The sequence below is a fragment of the Nonomuraea basaltis genome (assembly GCF_005893125.1).
GTDB classification, from domain to species: domain Bacteria; phylum Actinomycetota; class Actinomycetes; order Streptosporangiales; family Streptosporangiaceae; genus Nonomuraea; species Nonomuraea basaltis.
This window is the reverse complement of the sequence record NZ_VCJS01000253.1, coordinates 1-17,330: the sequence shown is the minus strand read 5'-3', so window position 1 is coordinate 17,330 and position 17,330 is coordinate 1. Positions and strand designations below refer to the sequence as shown.

The window sequence follows — 17,330 nt, the reverse complement described above, 5'->3', positions numbered from 1 at the left end:
GAATTAACGAGTTGATGAGTGCTTTAACATAATCTGCATGTTCACGTTGTTTAATTTTTTTTTCAAGCAGAAGACGGCATACGTGATGTCTTAGGGTCTCGTGGGCTCGGAGATTTGTATAAGGGACAGGGCGGGGACGTACGCGCGCGCCGCGGAGGGGCTGGTGGACACGCTCCCGCAGTGGGTGCGCCGGATGGGGCGGGTGACGTGCGAGGGCGCGTGGTACGGCAAGGCCGACCCCTACGGCGAGCAGACCCTCGCGGTCCTGTCCTTCCGCTACGAGAACGGCAAGGAGCCGCACATTCTGGTCGTGGGGATCGATCAGCCGAACGGGGGCCTGGCGGTCGACGCGCTGGTCGAGGAGGTGAAGTTCCTCGACGATCTGGGCCTGGAGGCGGCGGAGCCGGGAGTGGTGGGTGGACGGATCCTGGACGCGTTCGATCTGGATGACCGGATCATGGGCGCGATCGTCGCCGAGACGCTCCCGGACGTCCGGCCGCTCGCGATCGCCCGCGCCTACGCCATACCCGGCCTCGTCCGCGGGGCGGCCGATGACACCGTGTCCCGGTTCGATGAGCTGCCGGACGTGCCGGGCGCGCGGGAGGCGTTCGAGAAGCTCGTGGAGTTCGTCGGGGACCGGCCTCTGTGGTGGAGCCCGGGCCGGGTGTCGCAGTTCATGACGTCGTGGTTGCCTCGGGAGGCCATTCTGACCGACGAGGCGATCGCCGCGATGCCGGAGGTCGTACGCGCCTGGAGCCGTTTCTCCGGTGATCAGCCCGCGGTGCTCCGCCAGATCGACGAGGACGCGCCCCGCCTGCCCGCGCTCATGGCCGACGACTCCCTGGCCGGGCTGGGCAAGCGGATCGCGCAGAATCGCATGTGACCCTGCCTCGCCTGTCGCGACCGCCCGTCACCCACCGATCGAGGCGAACGAACGGCAGGCGCCCGGTCAGGGGCCACGATCGTCGCGCGGTGAGATCACGCCCGCTCAGCGTCCGGCTGCCCTGGCGACGAGGGTGGTTTCGCAGGGTATGGGCCACGGTAGTCGCGGTATCGTCATTGCGAAAATAGGTAATTGCACGCTGTCCATCGCCCGAAGGGCGGGAGGCCCGGCGGCTGCCCCGCGCGAGGAGTGCCGATCGAGGTGGGCGGCTCAGGCTGGACGGAGCAGTGATGTCGGTGCCGCTGTATGAGGCCAAGGCGGAGCTGTTCCGGCTGCTGGGCCACCCGGTACGGATCCGGGTGCTGGAGCTGTTGCAGGACGGGCCGAAGCCGGTGCGCGAGTTGCTGGCCGCGATCGAGGTGGAGGCGACCGGGCTGTCACAGCACCTGGCCGTGCTCCGCCGCTCGGGCCTGGTCACCGCCCAGCGTGAGGGCTCCACGGTCGTGTACGCGCTGGCCGGCGGCAAGGTGGCCGAGTTGCTGCGCGCGGCCCGCCAGCTGCTGACCGAGAAGTTGTCGGGGCAGAACGAGCTGCTGAGCGAGCTGTTGGCGACCGACGCGGAGCGCGGCGCCTCGTAACCCTGGCCCGCCGCCATGGATCGCTCAGGGATGGCGGTCCTCCTATATTGCGCACTTGAAGAAATATGCAATTTGCTACATCATCGTTTCCGTAGATACGCAGGATCGGAGACAGTTCGAGCCTGTCACAGCAGCTCGCCGTGCTGCGCCGGACGGGCATCGTCACGGCGACCCGCGGGGTTCCACCGTGGTTTACGCACTGAGCAGCGCTGATGTGGCTAACCTGATGGGGGCGGCGCGGCAGATCATGACCGACATGATCGCCGGTCAGGGCGAGCTGATGGATGCCGATGTGCCGCCGGGGTGATGTCCTGCTGGTCGTGGTCGGTCGGATCTGAGGCAGGAAGTCATCACGGTGGGTTTGTGGCGAAAAATCAGGAAAACGGGACGCGTGGCAGAGCCCGCACCCGAGCGTGCGCCGGGCGAAGTCCCGCAGCCCGAGCTACGCGGCTCGGTGCAGATCCGGCACGTGGACGCGGGCTCGTGCAACGGCTGCGAGGTGGAGATCGCCTCGGCGTTCGGTCCGGTCTATGACGCCGAACGGTACGGCGCGCGGCTGGTGGCCTCGCCCCGGCATGCGGACGCGCTGCTGGTGACGGGCCCGGTGACCCGGAACATGGAGATGGCGCTGCGCCGTACTCATGAGGCCGTGCCGCGCCCGTGCCTGGTGATCGCGCTCGGTGACTGCGCGCGGGACTGCGGGGCGTTCGCCGGCGCGTACGGCGTGGCCGGCGCGGTCGGCGACGTGGTGCCGGTGGATGTGGAGGTGCCCGGCTGCCCGCCGGAGCCGGAGGCGATCGTGGCGGCGCTTCGGGGGTTGACCGGCCGATGAACCTGGTCGGCCTCCTTTACGTGCTGGCGCTGGCGGCCTGCGCGGTGGCAGCGCTGGCCGCGACGGCCGTCCCAGCCCGGTGGCGGCCACTGCTGACCGGCCTCGGTACGGCCGGCGCGGGCGCGCTGGCCGCGGGTGCGGGCGTGCTGGCGATGACCGGCCAGACATGGTCGGCCTGGATCCCGGAACTGCTCCCCCTGGCCGGGGTTCGGCTGGCGCTCGACCCGCTGGGCGGCCTGTTCGTGGCGGTCACCGGCGCGGTGGCGGTCTGCACGGCCGTCTACGGCATCGGCTATGCCGCCCACGGCCTGGACGGGCGCGTCTTCCAGGCCACGGTGCCGCTGTTCGTGGCCGCCCTGCTGCTGGTGCCCGCGGCGGCGAGCGTGTCGACCCTCCTGCTGGCCTGGGAGCTGATGGCGCTCACGTCCCTGCTGCTGATGCTGGCCGAGCACCGGCGCCGCCCCGCGGTCGGGCAGGCCGGCTTGTGGTACGCGGTGATGACCCATCTCGGCCTGGTGACGATCCTGGTCGGGCTGGGCGCGTTCGCGGCCGGAGCGGGCGGGGAGAGCTTCGAGCAGCTGCGGGCCGCCGCCCTCTCGCCGGTCACCCGCGACGTCGTGTTCGTGGCGACGTTCACGGGGTTCGCCTCCAAGGCCGGGATCGTGCCGCTGCACGTCTGGCTCCCCCGGGCCCACCCGGAGGCGCCCAGCCACGTCTCGGCGCTGATGAGCGCGGCCATGGTCAACATGGGCGTCTACGGCATCGCGCGGGTCGGCTTCGACCTGATGCCCGGCGGCCCGGCCTGGTGGTGGCTCCTGGTGCTGGCCGCGGGCGCGATCTCGGCGCTGTTCGGCATCCTCCAGGCGACGGTCGCCTCCGACCTGAAACGGCTGCTCGGCTACTCCACGACGGAGAACATGGGCCTGGTGCTGATCGGGCTGGGCGCCGCCGGGTTCTTCGCGGCGGTCCAGGCCCCGGCGCTGGCCGGGCTGGCGATGGCGGCGGCCCTCCTGCACGTGGTCAACCACGCGGGCTTCAAGACACTGCTGTTCCTGGCCGCCGGCTCGGTGCTGCACGCCACCGGCACCCGGGACCTGGACGCGCTGGGCGGGCTGCGCACCCGCATGCCGTACACCACCATGCTCTTCGCGGTCGGCGCGCTCTGCGCGTCGGCGCTGCCTCCCGGCAACGCGTTCGTCAGCGAGTGGCTGCTGCTGCAGAGCTTGATCCACGCGCTGCCCGCCTCCGGCGTGACAGGCGCTGTGACGATGCCGCTGGCGGTGGGGGTGATCGCGTTGTCGGCCGGACTGGCGGTCGCCACGTTCGTCAAGGCGTTCGGCGTCGGGTTCCTCGCCCGGCCGCGCAGCCCGGAGGCGGAGGGGGCGTCGGAAAGCCCGCCGACGATGCTGGCCGGCATGGCGCTGGCCGCCGTCGCCTGTGTCGTGCTCGCGCTGGCGCCCACCGTGGTCGTGCCCGCGATGAGCGCGGCGGCGGGCGCGCCGGCGGCGGTGACCGGCGAGCTGACGCTGCGCCTGGCGGGCGTGCCGGGGGCGATCTCACCGCTGCTGATCACGCTCGCGCTGGTGGCGGTCGTCGTGGGCCTCCTCGCGCTGGTGCGGGCGGTGTCTCAGCGGCGCGCGGCGCGTCTTTGGGACTGCGGCGCCGGCCCGATGACGGCCCGGATGGAGTACACGGCGACCTCCTTCGCCGAGCCGCTGCAGCGGGTCTTCGACGACGTGCTCGCGCCGGAGAGCGACGTCGACGTCACTCCGGTCAAGGAGTCGGCCTATCTGGTGGAGGCCGTGCAGTTCCACGCGCGGGTGCCGGATCGCATCGAACACCGCGTCTACGTTCCGATCATCGCCGCGGCCGGTGTGGCAGGGCGGGCGGCGCGGCGGCTGGCCACCGGCAGCGTGCACCGCTACCTGGCCTACGGCTTCTACGCCCTGGTCGGCGTGCTGATCGTGATGGTGGTGACCCGGTGAGCGGCGTGGTCGGGACAGTGCTGCAGGTGGTGCTGGTCGCGGCGGGCTCGCCGCTGCTGATCGGGGTGATGCGGCAGGTCCGCGCCCGGTTGGAGGGGCGGGCCGGGGCCGGGATCCTGCAGCCGTGGCGCGACTTGCGCAAGCTCATGCGCAAGGAAGCGATCACGCCGGACGGCACCGGCTGGGTGTTCCGCGTGGCGCCGCTGCTGCTCGCGGGCACGGCGCTGGTGGTGGCCGCCGTGGTGCCGCTGGTCACGACGGCCTCGCCGCTGGACACCGTGGCGGACCTGTTCGCGGTGACCGCGCTGCTGGCCCTCGGGTCGGTGGCGCTCGCGCTGGGCGGGCTGGACACCGGCACGGCGTTCGGAGGGATGGGCGCCAGCCGGGAGATGACCGTGCTGGCGCTGGTCGAGCCGACGATCCTGGTGTCGGTGTTCGCCCTGTCGATCAGGGTCGGCTCGACGAACCTGGGTGCGATCGTCGGCGCGACGCTCAACGACCCGCTGGCGGTCATCTCGCCGGTAAGTGTGCTGGCCGCGGTCTCGCTGGCCATCGTCACGATCGCAGAGACCGGCCGGATCCCGGTCGACAACCCCGCCACCCACCTGGAGCTGACGATGGTCCACGAGGCCATGGTGCTGGAGTACGCGGGCCCCGACCTGGCGCTGATCGAATGGGCGTCGGCGATGCGGCTGTCGCTGCTGCTCGGGCTGCTGGCCGGCCTGTTCACCCCGTGGGGCATCGCCACCGCCGGCGCCGGGGCGGTGGCGGTGCTGGTCGCAATCGTGGCGGTGGCGGCGAAGGTGGTCGTGCTCGGCGTCGCGCTGGCCGCCGGTGAGGTGTTCATGGCCAAGCTGCGGCTGTTCCGGATCCCGGAGCTGCTGGCCGGGTCGTTCCTGCTGGCCCTGCTGGCGGTCGCCGCCTCCTTCTTCCTGGCGTGATGATGACTGAGACGACGTACATCCAACTGCTCGACCTGGCCTGCGGCGCGTTCCTGCTGGCGGGGGTGCTGGTGCTGTGGCGGCGCGACCTGTCGGCGATCGTGTGGCTGTTCGCCGGGCAGGGCGTGGCGCTGGGCGCCTTGATCGTGATCCTCGGCGTCTACCAGGGGCACCTGGAGCTGGTGCTGGTGCTGGTGGGGGTCGGCGTGGGTGGCCTGCGGGCCGGGCTGCTGCCGTACCTCATGAGAAAGACGCTGGTCGCCGGCGGGGCGGTCCGCGAGATCCGGCCACTGGTCAACGTGTCCACCTCGCTGCTGGTCGTGGCCGTGCTGGCGATGCTCGCCTACGCCGTCGCCCAGCCGGTGATCGATCTGTCGCCCAGCCCGGCCACCCAGGCGGTGCCGATCGCGCTGACCGTGCTGCTGATCGGGTTCTTCGTGCTGGTGACCCGGCGGCGGGCGCTGTCGCAGGTGGTCGGGTTCCTGCTGATGGACAACGCGATCACCGCGACCGCTTTCCTGACCACCAGCGGAGTGCCACTGGTCGTCGAGCTGGGGGTGTCGCTGGACGTGCTGCTGGCCGTCCTGGTGTTGCAGGTGCTGACCACCCGGATGCGGGCCGCGTTCGGCGGCACCGATCTGGACGAGCTACGGGAGCTGCACGACTGATGAACCCGCTGGTGATCGCTCCCGTGGCCGTTCCGCTGGCGGCCGCCGCGCTGTACGCGGTGTTCGGGTGGCGGAGAGGCACGGCGTGGCTGGGCGCCCTGGCCGCGGCCGGGCTGCTGGCCTGCGCCATCGCGCTGGCAGTCGTGGGAGACACCGGGGCCGGGCCGCTGCGGGCCGACGCCTTGAGCGCGTACATGCTGATCGTGATCGGCGCGGTCGCGCTGCTGGCCATGCTCGCCGGCCCCGCCTATCTGGCGGCCGAGCAGGCCGGGCACCGGGCGATGCGCCGCTACGGCGTACTCACCCAGATGTTCATCGCCGCGATGGCACTGGCGGTGCTGGCCTCCAGCCTGGGCATGCTGTGGGTGGCGATCGAGGCCACCACCATCCTGACCGCCTTCCTGGTCGGCCACCGCCGGACCCGGCAGGCCACCGAGGCGGCGTGGAAATACGTGGTAATCTGCTCGGTCGGGATCGCTCTGGCCCTGCTCGGCATCGTCCTGCTGCACTACGCGGGCGCCCACGTCGGCGTCAGCTCCCTGGACTGGGCGGCGCTGTCCCAGCACGCGGCGCGGCTCGATCCCGGAGTGACGCGCCTGGCGATCGTGCTGCTCGTCCTCGGGTTCGGCACCAAGGCCGGGCTGGCGCCGCTGCACGCCTGGCTCCCCGACGCGCACAGCCAGGCGCCCGCCCCGGTCTCGGCGCTGATGTCCGGGGTGCTGCTGTCGGTGGCCTTCTACGCCATCCTGCGGATCAAGGTCATCTCCGATGGCGCACTCGGCGTCGGCTTCGCCCGGCTGCTGCTGGTCATCGTGGCGCTGGCGTCGCTGGCGGTGGCGGCGCTGCTGCTGATCGGGCAGCGCGACTACAAGCGGATGCTGGCCTACTCCAGCATCGAGCACATGGGTGTGGTCGCGCTCGGCGCGGCCATCGGCGGACCGCTCGCGCTGGCCGCGGTCCTGCTGCACATCCTCGGCCACGGCCTGGGCAAGTCGGTGCTGTTCCTGTCCTCGGGGCACCTGCTCCACGCGTCCGGCAGCAGCGCGATCGACGCCGTTCGCGGCCTGGCCGCCCGGGCGCCGCTGCTGGCCGGCGTCTTCGGCCTGGGGCTGATGGCGCTGCTCGGGCTGCCGCCGTTCAGCCTGTTCGCCAGCGAGGTGGGCATCGCCCGCGCGGGGCTGGCCGCCGGGCTCGGCTGGCCCGTCGCCGTGGCCCTGCTGCTGATGCTCATCATCGTGGCGGCCGTCGGCAGGCACGCCCGGGGCATGATCCTCGGCGAGCGGCAGGGCGAGGCCATCGCCGTGCCGCCCACGGCGGCCACCGCGCTCGTGGCCGGGCTGGCCGCCTGCGCGCTGCTCGGCATCACCACCGGCCCCCTGCGGTCGCTGCTGCAGGCGGCCGCCGCCGTCGCCGGAGGCACGCCGTGATCGCCGAAATCGCCCCGGGCGAGCTGGCCGACCGGGCCGCCGAACTGCTGGCCGGCGGCTACCGGCTCGCGCTGGTGTCGGCCGGCGACCAGCCGCGCGTGGTCTACCTGTTCACCGGGCCGGACGACCGCGTCGAGCTGCACGTCCACGTGAGCGGCCAGTCCGTGCCCAGCCTGGCCGCGCTGTCCTTCCCCGCGGGCCGCTTCGAGCGGGAGATGCACGACCTGTACGGCATCACGCCGACCGGCCATCCGCTGCCCCGCCGCCTGGTCCGCCACCACCACTGGCCACGGCACTGGTATCCGATGCGCGCCGACGCCGGACCGCCGCCGGCCTTCGGCGACCCCGAGGGACCGTACCCGTTCGTCACCGTCGAGGGCCCCGGCGTCTACGAGATCCCCGTCGGCCCCGTGCACGCCGGGCTGATCGAGCCGGGCCACTTCCGCTTCTCGGTGGTCGGCGAGACCATACTCAAGCTCAAGGCCAGGCTCTGGTTCGTGCACAAGGGCATCGAGAAGCTCTTCCAGGGCCGTGCCCCCGCCGACGGGCTGGAGCTGGCCGAACGCGTCAGCGGCGACACCTCGGTCGGGCACGCGCTCGCCTACTGCCAGGCGGTCGAGGAGGCCACCGGGACGCCGGTGAGCGATCGGGCGCGGCGCGAGCGCGCCGTCCTGCTGGAGCTGGAACGCCTCTACAACCACGTCACCGACCTGGGCGCGCTCTGCAACGACGTCGCCTTCGGCGTGCTCTACGCCCAGACCGGCCGCGTCCGCGAGCAGTTGCTGCGCATCAACCGCGAGGTCACCGGCCACCGGCTGCTGCGCGGCGGAGTACGGCTCGGCGGCGCGCACCTGCGCACGCTGCCCGATCCGGAGCGGCTGGCCGCCATCGGCGCGGACGTCGCCGAACTGGTCGAGCTGGCGCTCGGCCACACCGTGGTCGCGGACCGCTTCACCGGCACCGGTGTGCTGCCCGCCGAGGCCGCCCGAGACGTGGGCACGCTCGGCTACGTCGCCCGCGCCAGCGGGCTGGACGTCGACGCCCGGCGCGGCCGGCTGAACGACTTCGATCCCGTTCTGCGCACCGGCGGGGACGTGCTCGCCCGCTTCCAGGTCCGCGCCGACGAGATCGCCGCCTCCATCGCCCTGATCGCCGGCCTGACCTGCGCCGATCACGAGCCCGTTGCGCCGTCCTCCTCCGGGGTGGGCATCGCCGAGGGCTGGCGCGGCACCATCGTCCATCGCGTCGAGCTCGGCCCGGACGGCCGCCTGACCCGCGTGAAGATCGTCGACCCGTCGTTCTTCAACTGGCCCGCGCTGCCGATCGCCTTGAACGGTGCGATCGTCCCCGACTTCCCGCTGGTCAACAAGAGCTTCAACCTCTCCTACGCCGGCAACGACCTGTGACCTCTACTTCGTGAGCTGGGCCGCCGCGCTGGACAGGAGCATGCCGAGAGCCGTCGGGTAGGCGCTGTCGTTCATGCGGGCGACCAGCAGTGGCGCCGTGGCGGCGATGTTGGGATGGGTGGCGGCGGGCAGGCGCGCGTACGTCTCCCGCCAGACGTCCTCGTCCCCCTCCCGTGCGGCCGCGGGCAGGGCCAGCGTGGCGGCGTCGAGGATGGCGAAGGCCAGGCTCTGGTCGATGAACGCGTGGTAGATCCGCACCGCGTCGGCGTCACGGAACCCGGCGCCGCGCAGGATGCCGAGGATCGTCTCGTCGGAGCCCACTTCGTTCGGGCGGCCGGTGACCCGGCTGGCGGTCAGGACGGCGGCCTGCGGGTGGGCCAGGTACGCGTGATGGATGCGCAGCCCGAGATCGCGCAGGTCGGCCCGCCAGTCGCCGGTGGGCCGCCAGCCGGCCATGGCGTGGCCGAACAGCTCGTCCGCGATGGCCAGGGTCAGGTCGTCCATGCCGCGGAAGTACCGGTAGACGGTGCTGGCGTCGGCGCCCAGCGCGAGCCCGAGGCGGCGGGCGGTCAGGCCGGCGGCGCCGTGCTCGCGCAGCATCCGCAGCGCGGTCTCCACGATGAGCCGGTGGGTCAGGACCTGCCCGTGCTTGGTGGGACGCCGCCGCCTGCGCGCCGCCTCGGGCACCACCCGCTTGGCCACGGCGAGCCCTCCTTATGCCAACGCCATTGACGTTGATGAGCGTAGCCGAGTTGGATGAACGACACAGCCCCCCAAATGCCTCCAAAAGGGGATTTATCGTCATGCGCATCCTTCTAGTGGGAGCCGGTGGCGTGGGAACCGCGATCACGCGGATCGCCGCCCGCCGCCCGTTCTTCGACCACATGGTCGTCGCCGACTACGATCTCCCCCGCGCGAAGGCGGCCGTCGCCGCGCTGGGCGAGCGCGCGGCCAGGTTCACCCCCGTCAGGATCGACGCCGCCGACTCCGCCGCCGTCGCCGCGCTGCTGTCCGAGCACGGGTGCGACGTGCTGCTCAACGCCACCGACCCGCGTTTCGTGCTGCCGCTGTTCGAGGCGGCGCTGGCCAGGGGCGTCGACTACCTCGACATGGCGATGTCGATGTCCAAGCCGCACCCCGAGCGCCCGTACGAAGAGGTGGGTGTCAAGCTCGGCGACGAGCAGTTCGCCCGCGACGCGGAGTGGGCCGCGTCGGGCAGGCTGGCGCTGGTCGGCATGGGCGTGGAGCCCGGCCTCGCCGACGTCTTCGCCAGGTACGCCGCCGACGAGCTGTTCGACGAGATCGGCGAGATCGGCATCAGGGACGGCGCCAACCTCACGGTCGACGGCTACGAGTTCGCCCCGTCGTTCTCCATCTGGACCACGATCGAGGAGTGCCTCAACCCGCCGGTCATCTACGAGAAGGGCCGCGGCTGGTACACGACGGAGCCGTTCAGCGAGCCGGAGGTCTTCGACTTCCCCGAGGGCATCGGCCCGGTCGAGTGCGTGAACGTCGAGCACGAGGAGGTGCTGCTCGTACCCAGGTGGATCCCGGCGCAAAGGGTCACCTTCAAGTACGGCCTCGGCGAGGACTTCATCGGCACCCTCAAGACCCTGCACGCGCTGGGCGTGGACAGCACCGAGCCGGTCCAGGTCAGGACCGATCAAGGCATGGCCAGGGTCTCACCCCGGGACGTGGTCGCCGCCGTGCTGCCCGACCCGGCCGAGCTCGGCGACCGCATGCACGGCAAGACCTGCGCCGGCACCTGGGTGAAGGGCGTCAAGGACGGGCGGCCGCGAGAGGTGTACCTGTACCACGTGGTGGACAACCAGTGGTCGATGCGCGAGTACGGCTCCCAGGCCGTGGTCTGGCAGACCGCCGTCAACCCGGTGGTCGCGCTGGAGCTGCTGGCGACCGGGGTGTGGAAGGGCACGGGCGTGCTGGGTCCCGAGGCGTTCGAGCCGCGGCCGTTCCTGGACCTGCTGGTGGAGTACGGCTCACCATGGGGCATGCGCGAGCAGTGAGGGATCATGGGGTGCGACGACCCGTACACCCGGAGGAAGTTCCTTGAGCATCGCCGACGATCCCGACCGCGCACCCGCCCGCTCCCACCTGTACGCCATGGGCATGTCGGAGGAGGAGATGCGCCGGCCCGTGGTCGGCATCGCCTCCACCTGGACCGGCACCATGCCGTGCAACCTCACCCACCGCGAGCTGGCCGCCCATGTGGCCGAGGGGGTGCGGGCGGCGGGCGGCATGCCGATGGAGTTCAACACGATCGCGGTCTCCGACAACCTCACCATGCACACGCCGGGCATGCGTACCTCGCTGATCAGCCGCGAGGTCATCGCCGACTCGATCGAGCTCATGGGCCGCGCGCACAGCTTCGACGCGCTGGTGGCGATCGTGGGCTGCGACAAGACCGTGCCCGCCGCGATCATGGCGCTGGCCCGGCTGGACGTGCCGTCCGTGGTGCTCTACAGCGGCAGCATGATGCCGGGCCGGTGGCGCGGGCGCGACGTGACGATCCAGGACATGTGGGAGGCGCTCGGCGAACGCGCCGTCGGCCGCATGGACCAGGCCGAGCTGGACGACCTGGCCAGGCACGCCTGCCCGGGCGCGGGCACCTGCGCGGCCCAGTACACCGCCAACACCATGGGCAGCGTCGCCGACTTCCTCGGCCTGGCGCCGTTCGGGGTCGGCGACATCCCGGCTGTGGCCGGGGAGAAGAGCACCGCGGCGCGGCGGGTGGGCGAGATCGCCATGGAGGCGCTGGCCCGCGACGCCCGCCCCTCGCGCGTGCTCACCGCGGACGCCCTGCACAACGCGATCGTCTCGGTGGCGGCCATGGGCGGCTCCACCAACGCCGTGCTGCACCTGCTGGCCATCGCCCGCGAGAGCGGGCTGCCGCTGCGGATCGACGAGATCGGCGAGGTCTGCCGCCGGGTCCCGATCATCACCGGGCTCAAGCCGAGCGGCGGCGACCACACTGCCGCCGACCTGTGGCGGGCCGGCGGCACTTCGCTGGTGGTGCGCCGCCTGCTGGAGGCGGGGCTGCTGCGCGAGAACGTCACGCTGGTGGACGGCCGCACGCTCGCCGACGTCGCCGCGTCCGCCACGGAGGCGCCGGGGCAGCAGGTCGTGGCGAGCGTGGCCGAGCCGGTCAAGCCGCGCGGCGCGCTGGCCATCCTGCGCGGCTCGCTCGCGCCCGACGGCTGCGTGCTCAAGCTGGGCGGCAAGAACGACTTCCGCCACGAGGGCCCGGCCAGGGTGTTCGACTCGGAGGACGAGTGCTACGCCGCCATCCAGGCGGGCCTCATCGTGGCCGGCGACGTGATCGTGGTCCGCTACGAGGGCCCGGCGGGCGGTCCCGGCATGCGCGAGATGCTGTCGATCACGGGCCCGCTCGTCGGCCGGGGCCTCGGCACGTCGGTGGCGCTGGTCACCGACGGGCGGTTCAGCGGGGTCTCGCACGGCCTGGTGATCGGGCACGTGACGCCGGAGGCGTACCACGGTGGGCCGATCGCGCTGGTGCGGGACGGGGACACGGTGGTCATCGACAGCGCGGCCGGCACCCTCGACCTGGTGGTGCCCGAATCCGAGCTGGCCGAGCGGCAGGCGTCCTGGCGGCGGCCCGAGCGGCCGGTCGAGCGCGGGGTGCTGGCCAAGTACGTGGCGACGGTCGGCTCCGCCTCCGACGGCGCGATCACCGTTTGACCTTGGACGAGCCCGGGATCCACCAGAGGTCACGGGCGGCTATGCTGCGCAGAGACATTTCGGCGGTGCCCTGATCGGGCGTTTCAGAGGAGACTTAACGCGATGTACAAGGAGTTCGCTGTCGAGGCCGTGATGTGGCTCGTTCCGGTCGTTGTGCTGATCGGATTGGCGCTCCTCGTCACCGCGTGAGCCAGGGACCGAGCCGGGGATCGGCCGGCCCCTGGCCGGTCGATCAGCGGTAGTACCTGTAGGACACGTTCGTGCTGGCGCGGTATCTGAAGCCGGTGAAACCGTCCAGGAAGTTGTTGTAGGCGCGGCTCAGCGAGCTGGTGCGCACGGTGCAGGCCGCGTAGCGCGTCCCGTAGGACCTGATCGTGCCGACGTAGTCGGTGCACGTTCCGACGCGCCTGCCATTGACGCTGAGCCGGGCGTTCAGGCGGACGTTGTAGAGGTACTTACCTGAGATATTCCTGACCCGGACGTTGATCCGGCAGGTGTCACGGCACCGGCCGAAGGAGACCCTCGTACGGATCAGCTGAGCGCCGGCGGTGAGGGTGGCCTCCGACTCGCTCGCCACGCTCACCACGGACGTGGCCGCGGAGGACGACGACGCGTTGGCGGGCGCCGCCATGAGCGCAGCGGCGGCAGCCGCCACTAAGGCCATACCGGCAAGATTCTTGAGCATTCTGCCCCCTGTGCAGAGACACGGTCGCTCCCCCCTTGGCAGCGACCCGTACCTGTCTGACTACTATCAGGAAAGCAGCCTGATCCACATTTCGCCACGATGATCCGATACGAAACGGTTATCCGTTTACGTCGGTCTTATAGGGGCTATGCCTACGAGGCCCACGCCAGCAACGGCCCGCCCTTCCTGAGCCGTTTCAGCGCCTGTTTCTCCAGTTGACGGATGCGTTCCCGGGTCAGGCCGAGCTGCTCGCCGATCTCGGTGTACGTCTTGATCTCGTGGCCGCTCAGGCCGTACCGGAGCCTGATGACGTACGCCTCCCGCGGCGGCAGCATCGTGACCACCTCGTTCAGCTCGGCGCTCATGGCGCGGCGCTCGGTCAGCTCCTGGACCTGTATCCCGTCCTCGTCGGCGATCATGTCGCCCATCCGGCCCTCGCCGTACTCCCCGACCGGGACGTCCAGGCTGACCATGTCCTGCCCGAGCCGGCGTAATGAGGCCACCTGGGCGGAGGTGCGCTCGGCCGACTCGCCGAGCTCCGCGTCGGTCGGCTCCCTGCCCAGCTCCGTAGCGAGCTGCCGCTCGATCCTGATCAGCCGCGACAGCTCCTCGGCCACGTGGATCGGCAGCCGTACGGTGCGGCTCTTGTCGTGGATGCCGCGCTCGATGGCCTGGCGGATCCACCACATGCCGTACGTCGAGAACTTGTAGCCCCGCCGGTAGTCGAACTTCTCCACAGCCCTGATGAGTCCGAGATTGCCCTCCTGGATGACGTCGAGCAGCGGCAGCCCCCGGTAGGAGTAGCGCCTGGCGGCCGCGACCACCAGCCGGAGGTTGGACCTGATCAGCAGGTCCTTGGCGCGCCGCCCTTCGAGAGCGACGAGTTCGAGCTCTGGCGTGCCCTCACCACGCTCGATCAGATGGCCCGCGTACAGGCCTGCCTCGATCCGCCTGGCGAGGTCGACCTCGTCCGCGGCGGAGAGCAAGGGGGTCTTACCGATCTGCTCCAGGTACGTGCCGAGCAGGTCGGGCTCTTCGGCCGACATGCACGGCGACTACCCGGTAAACGGCGGCGAATTCCCGGCTTCGTTGAGTTCTGCGATGGCCAGCTCCGCTGTGCTGCGGATATCGAAGAACTTGTCCAGCGCGGTGATCGCGAACAGGTGCTTGCACCTGCCGTTCAGCCCCGACAGCAGCAGCCGGCCGCCGGAGGCGGTGACCGCCTTGTGCAGATAGACCAGCACGGACAGCCCGGAGGAGTCGCACACGCTGACCGCCTGCATGTCGATGACGAGCAGCGGGGGCTGGGTGAGATCGAGGGCCTTGGTGACGCGATCACGGACCTCGGCCGCGGAGCCGAAGTCGAAGTCCCCCGTCAGTCGCGCGATGACGCAGGGTCCTTGGAGCCCGAGGCTGATCGACAAGGCCTGCTCCGAAGTCACCCAGCTCCACCTACCCGCGTAGCTCACCCGATCCGACTACTTTACGAGAAGTAGCGCTTCGGGTTGAACACCAGCATCTGCTCAATCTGGTCATCGGTCACACCCGAGCCGAGCAGTGCGGCCAAGACATCGTCGTGAATGTGATCGTAGCGCCAGTTGGGCGCGAGCGTGCCGCTGGCCTCGTCCCAGGCGCCGCCGAAGTAGTCCATGAAGCAGGCGGTGTCGTGGCTGAGCACCATGCGGTCGGCGTACCCGCGCTCGCACAGCGCCGCTATCGTGGCCACCCGCTGCGCGGTCGGGTTGTAGATGTCCAGGCCGAACCGGTCCATTCCGAGCGTGGCGCCGGTGTCGGCCAGCCGCATGAGGTAGTCGAGGTCGTTGCTGTCGCCAGCGTGCCCGACGACCACCTTCGTCAGGTCGACCCCCTCCTTGGCGAACAGGTCCAGCGCGATCGGCCCGCTCTGCGTGAAGGAGTTCGTGTGCACGGTGATCGGCGCCCCCGTGCGTAGGTGCGCCTGGGAGACGGCCCGGCATATGCGCTCGACGCCGGGCGTCAGCCCCTTCTGCTCGACGACGCACTTGAGGAACGCCGCCTTCACCCCGGTGTCGGCGATGCCGTCGGTGAGGTCGCGGACGAAGTCGTCGATCATCGGGTCCGGCACGTCCATGAGCAGGCCGGGGCCGCGGTGCTCGTACTGGTGCGGCAGCTCCTCGTAGGCGTAGATGCCGGTCGCGACGACGATGTGCAGACCGGGCACCTGCTCGGCGATGCGCTGGATGCGCGGGATGTACCTGCCCAGCCCCCACACCGTCGGATCGACGATCGTCCGCACGCCCTTCGCGGCCACCGCGTTGAGCTTGGTGATCGCGTCCGCGACCCGGTGCTCCTCGTCCCACCAGGCGCCTTTGCCGTAATTGTCCAGGTGCTCGGTGGCCGTGACGAAGACGTGCTCGTGCATCAGGGTCTGACCGAGATCGTCGACGTCCACAGGACCGCGGACGGTGTTGACGGTGGGCATGGTCGCCTCCATACCGGCTGGTCGGTTTGCGCCAACCTAGACGCCCGCCCGACCGCCGTCAACCAGCGACTCCGCCAATCTCCGATAGAGCGGCGCGGGCCGCGCCAGCCGCTCACCGTCCACCGCCGCCGCTGTGCGCGCCGCCGCCGTGGGCAGGAAGGGCTCGAGCTGTACGGCCAGCGCCCGGCACGCGTGCACGAGCGTGCCCAGCGACACCTCCTGCCCCGCCCGGTCCTGCCGCCAGGGCTGGGTGCGCTCGACGTACCGGTTGGCCTGCTCGACGATCGTCCACACGGCCGCCGCCGCTCGCCGGAAGTCGAACTCCTCCAGCGCCTCGTGCACCGCGCCCGGCACCCGCCCGCACTCCTCCGCGAGCCCGCCGCCGTCGGCCGGGACGTGGCCGTCCAGGAAGCGATGGACCATGGTGACGACCCGGTTGACCAGGTTCCCCAGGCCGTTGGCCAAGTCCTCGTCGGCCCTGGCGATCAGGCGTTCCGTGGTGAAGTCGGCGTCGCCCACGCGCGGCACCTCGCGCAGCAGCCACCATCGCACGGCGTCCGCTCCGTACGCGTCCACGAGCGTCACGGGATCGACCGCGCCGCCCGCCGACTTGCTGATCTTGTGCCCGGCCACCGTGAGGTAGTCGTGCACGAAGATCTCCGTGGGCAGCGGCAGTCCCGCGGACAGCAGCATCGCGGGCCAGTAAACGGCGTGGAACCGGATCACGCCCTTGCCCATCAGATGGACCTTGCGCTGTTCGGAGACCCACCAGCGCTCGTAGCCGTCGCCTTCGAGCGCCGTGATGTAGTTGGCCAGCGCGTCCCACCACACGTAGACCACCTGCGCCGGGTCGTCCGGCACCGGGATCCCCCACCCGCGGGCGCGGGCCGCCGACCGCGAGACGCTGATGTCCGCCAGCCCCGCCTCGACGAACGCCAGCACCTCGTTCCGCCGGGCGACCGGCTCGATCCTGAGCCGCCCGCCGCGGATCAGCTCGCTCAGGACGTCCTGGTAGCGGGAGAGCCGGAAGAACCAGTTCTCCTCCGACACGCCCTGCAGCGGCTCCCGATGCCCCTCGGGACAGGGCCCCGCGGCGTAGAACTGCTCGCAGCCCACGCAGTAGAGCCCCTCGTAGTGCCGCCGGTAGAGGTCGTGCCCGACGGCCCGCCAGATCCGCTCGACCCCGGTACGGTGCCCGGGATGGCTGCTGGTCCGGATGAACGCGTCGAAGGACAGGTCCAGCGGCCGCCGGAGGCCTTCGAACGCGGCCGCGTTCCGGTCCACCAGCTCCCGCACCGGCACACCCTCCGCCTCGGCGGCCAGCACGTTCTTGAGCGAGTTGTCGTCGGTCCCCGTCTGGAACCGCACGGGTTCGCCCCGCCGACGGTGATGCCTGGCCAGCACGTCGCCCTGGACGAGCTCCAGGGCGTGCCCGAGGTGCGGGCGGGCGTTGACGTACGGGATGGTCGTCGTGATGTACATCGGATGCCTCCAAGGGGCCCCGGACACGACGAGAGGCCCCGGTTCGCAGGGCCTCAGCAAGACGTCGCCGATGAAACCCCTAGTAGTACTTTGTTAGTTTGGAATTTGGTGTGAGATGATCTTTGCGTGACTCCGGCTGAGCTGGCTGATGTTCGAGGCCGTCTTGAGGACTTCGCGGGCGAGGTGTTCACTTCCTTCGCGCGTC

General features: G+C 71.0%; 17 protein-coding genes. 11 read left to right on the top strand and 6 right to left on the bottom strand.

All coding sequences use genetic code 11. The features are described 5' to 3' along the window. The first annotated feature begins 100 nt into the window (after positions 1-100). The 9 genes from EJK15_RS58435 (at position 101) to EJK15_RS58395 (ending at position 8,780) form a co-directional block, all read left to right on the top strand. Positions 101-883, top strand: a complete 783-nt coding sequence (locus tag EJK15_RS58435; protein WP_138719047.1) for a hypothetical protein — start codon at positions 101-103, stop codon at positions 881-883. Positions 884-1,173: 290 nt separating this feature from the next. Beyond that, complete coding sequence (locus EJK15_RS58430; RefSeq protein ID WP_138719046.1) at positions 1,174-1,521, top strand: ArsR/SmtB family transcription factor; 348 nt, start codon at positions 1,174-1,176, stop codon at positions 1,519-1,521. A 55-nt stretch (positions 1,522-1,576) separates the two neighbouring features. Continuing rightward, the gene (locus EJK15_RS58425) at positions 1,577-1,828 is read left to right on the top strand and encodes a hypothetical protein (protein ID WP_206061861.1); all 252 of its coding nucleotides are present in this window, start codon (positions 1,577-1,579) and stop codon (positions 1,826-1,828) included. A gap of 84 nt (positions 1,829-1,912) precedes the next feature. Next, on the top strand, positions 1,913-2,353 hold the full coding sequence (locus tag EJK15_RS58420; protein ID WP_240777887.1) for an NADH-quinone oxidoreductase subunit B family protein: 441 nt from the start codon (positions 1,913-1,915) through the stop codon (positions 2,351-2,353). Then, the gene (locus EJK15_RS58415; RefSeq protein WP_138719044.1) at positions 2,350-4,338 is read left to right on the top strand and encodes a proton-conducting transporter transmembrane domain-containing protein; all 1,989 of its coding nucleotides are present in this window, start codon (positions 2,350-2,352) and stop codon (positions 4,336-4,338) included. The genes EJK15_RS58420 and EJK15_RS58415 overlap by 4 nt, the downstream gene beginning before the upstream one ends. Further along, positions 4,335-5,279, top strand: coding sequence for a respiratory chain complex I subunit 1 family protein (locus EJK15_RS58410; protein WP_240777886.1), 945 nt, complete (start codon positions 4,335-4,337; stop codon positions 5,277-5,279). Before EJK15_RS58415 ends, EJK15_RS58410 begins: the two co-directional genes overlap by 4 nt. Beyond that, positions 5,279-5,947, top strand: coding sequence for a hypothetical protein (locus tag EJK15_RS58405; RefSeq protein WP_240777885.1), 669 nt, complete (start codon positions 5,279-5,281; stop codon positions 5,945-5,947). Before EJK15_RS58410 ends, EJK15_RS58405 begins: the two co-directional genes overlap by 1 nt. Beyond that, on the top strand, positions 5,947-7,374 hold the full coding sequence (locus tag EJK15_RS58400) for a proton-conducting transporter transmembrane domain-containing protein (RefSeq protein WP_138719043.1): 1,428 nt from the start codon (positions 5,947-5,949) through the stop codon (positions 7,372-7,374). The genes EJK15_RS58405 and EJK15_RS58400 overlap by 1 nt, the downstream gene beginning before the upstream one ends. Beyond that, positions 7,371-8,780, top strand: coding sequence for a hydrogenase large subunit (locus EJK15_RS58395; protein ID WP_138719042.1), 1,410 nt, complete (start codon positions 7,371-7,373; stop codon positions 8,778-8,780). Before EJK15_RS58400 ends, EJK15_RS58395 begins: the two co-directional genes overlap by 4 nt. 3 nt (positions 8,781-8,783) lie before the next feature. On the opposite strand, the gene EJK15_RS58390 is transcribed toward EJK15_RS58395, so the two are convergent. Next, positions 8,784-9,482, bottom strand: coding sequence for a TetR/AcrR family transcriptional regulator (locus EJK15_RS58390; RefSeq protein ID WP_138719041.1), 699 nt, complete (start codon positions 9,480-9,482; stop codon positions 8,784-8,786). A 101-nt stretch (positions 9,483-9,583) separates the two neighbouring features. Here EJK15_RS58390 and EJK15_RS58385 point away from each other — a divergent pair, with 101 nt between their 5' ends. Then, positions 9,584-10,804, top strand: coding sequence for a saccharopine dehydrogenase family protein (locus EJK15_RS58385; RefSeq protein ID WP_138719040.1), 1,221 nt, complete (start codon positions 9,584-9,586; stop codon positions 10,802-10,804). Between the two features lie 43 nt (positions 10,805-10,847). After that, entirely contained in the window at positions 10,848-12,497 is a 1,650-nt protein-coding gene (gene ilvD / locus EJK15_RS58380; RefSeq protein ID WP_138719039.1) for a dihydroxy-acid dehydratase, read from the top strand. A 232-nt stretch (positions 12,498-12,729) separates the two neighbouring features. Here the strand turns inward: ilvD and EJK15_RS58375 are convergent, their stop codons facing one another. From EJK15_RS58375 to metG, 5 genes are all read right to left on the bottom strand, one after another. After that, positions 12,730-13,182 carry a hypothetical protein gene (locus EJK15_RS58375; RefSeq protein WP_138719038.1) on the bottom strand — a complete coding sequence of 151 codons (453 nt, stop codon included), beginning with the start codon at positions 13,180-13,182 and terminating at the stop codon, positions 12,730-12,732. Between the two features lie 152 nt (positions 13,183-13,334). Beyond that, the gene (locus EJK15_RS58370; RefSeq protein WP_138719037.1) at positions 13,335-14,228 is read right to left on the bottom strand and encodes a sigma-70 family RNA polymerase sigma factor; all 894 of its coding nucleotides are present in this window, start codon (positions 14,226-14,228) and stop codon (positions 13,335-13,337) included. Between the two features lie 9 nt (positions 14,229-14,237). Continuing rightward, positions 14,238-14,624: an STAS domain-containing protein gene (locus EJK15_RS58365; protein ID WP_169789150.1), complete on the bottom strand. Its 387-nt coding sequence runs from the start codon at positions 14,622-14,624 to the stop codon at positions 14,238-14,240. A 41-nt stretch (positions 14,625-14,665) separates the two neighbouring features. Then, positions 14,666-15,643, bottom strand: a complete 978-nt coding sequence (locus tag EJK15_RS58360) for a phosphotriesterase family protein (RefSeq protein WP_138719035.1) — start codon at positions 15,641-15,643, stop codon at positions 14,666-14,668. A gap of 36 nt (positions 15,644-15,679) precedes the next feature. Further along, complete coding sequence (metG, locus tag EJK15_RS58355) at positions 15,680-17,125, bottom strand: methionine--tRNA ligase (RefSeq protein WP_138719034.1); 1,446 nt, start codon at positions 17,123-17,125, stop codon at positions 15,680-15,682. Between the last annotated feature and the right edge of the window lie 205 nt (positions 17,126-17,330).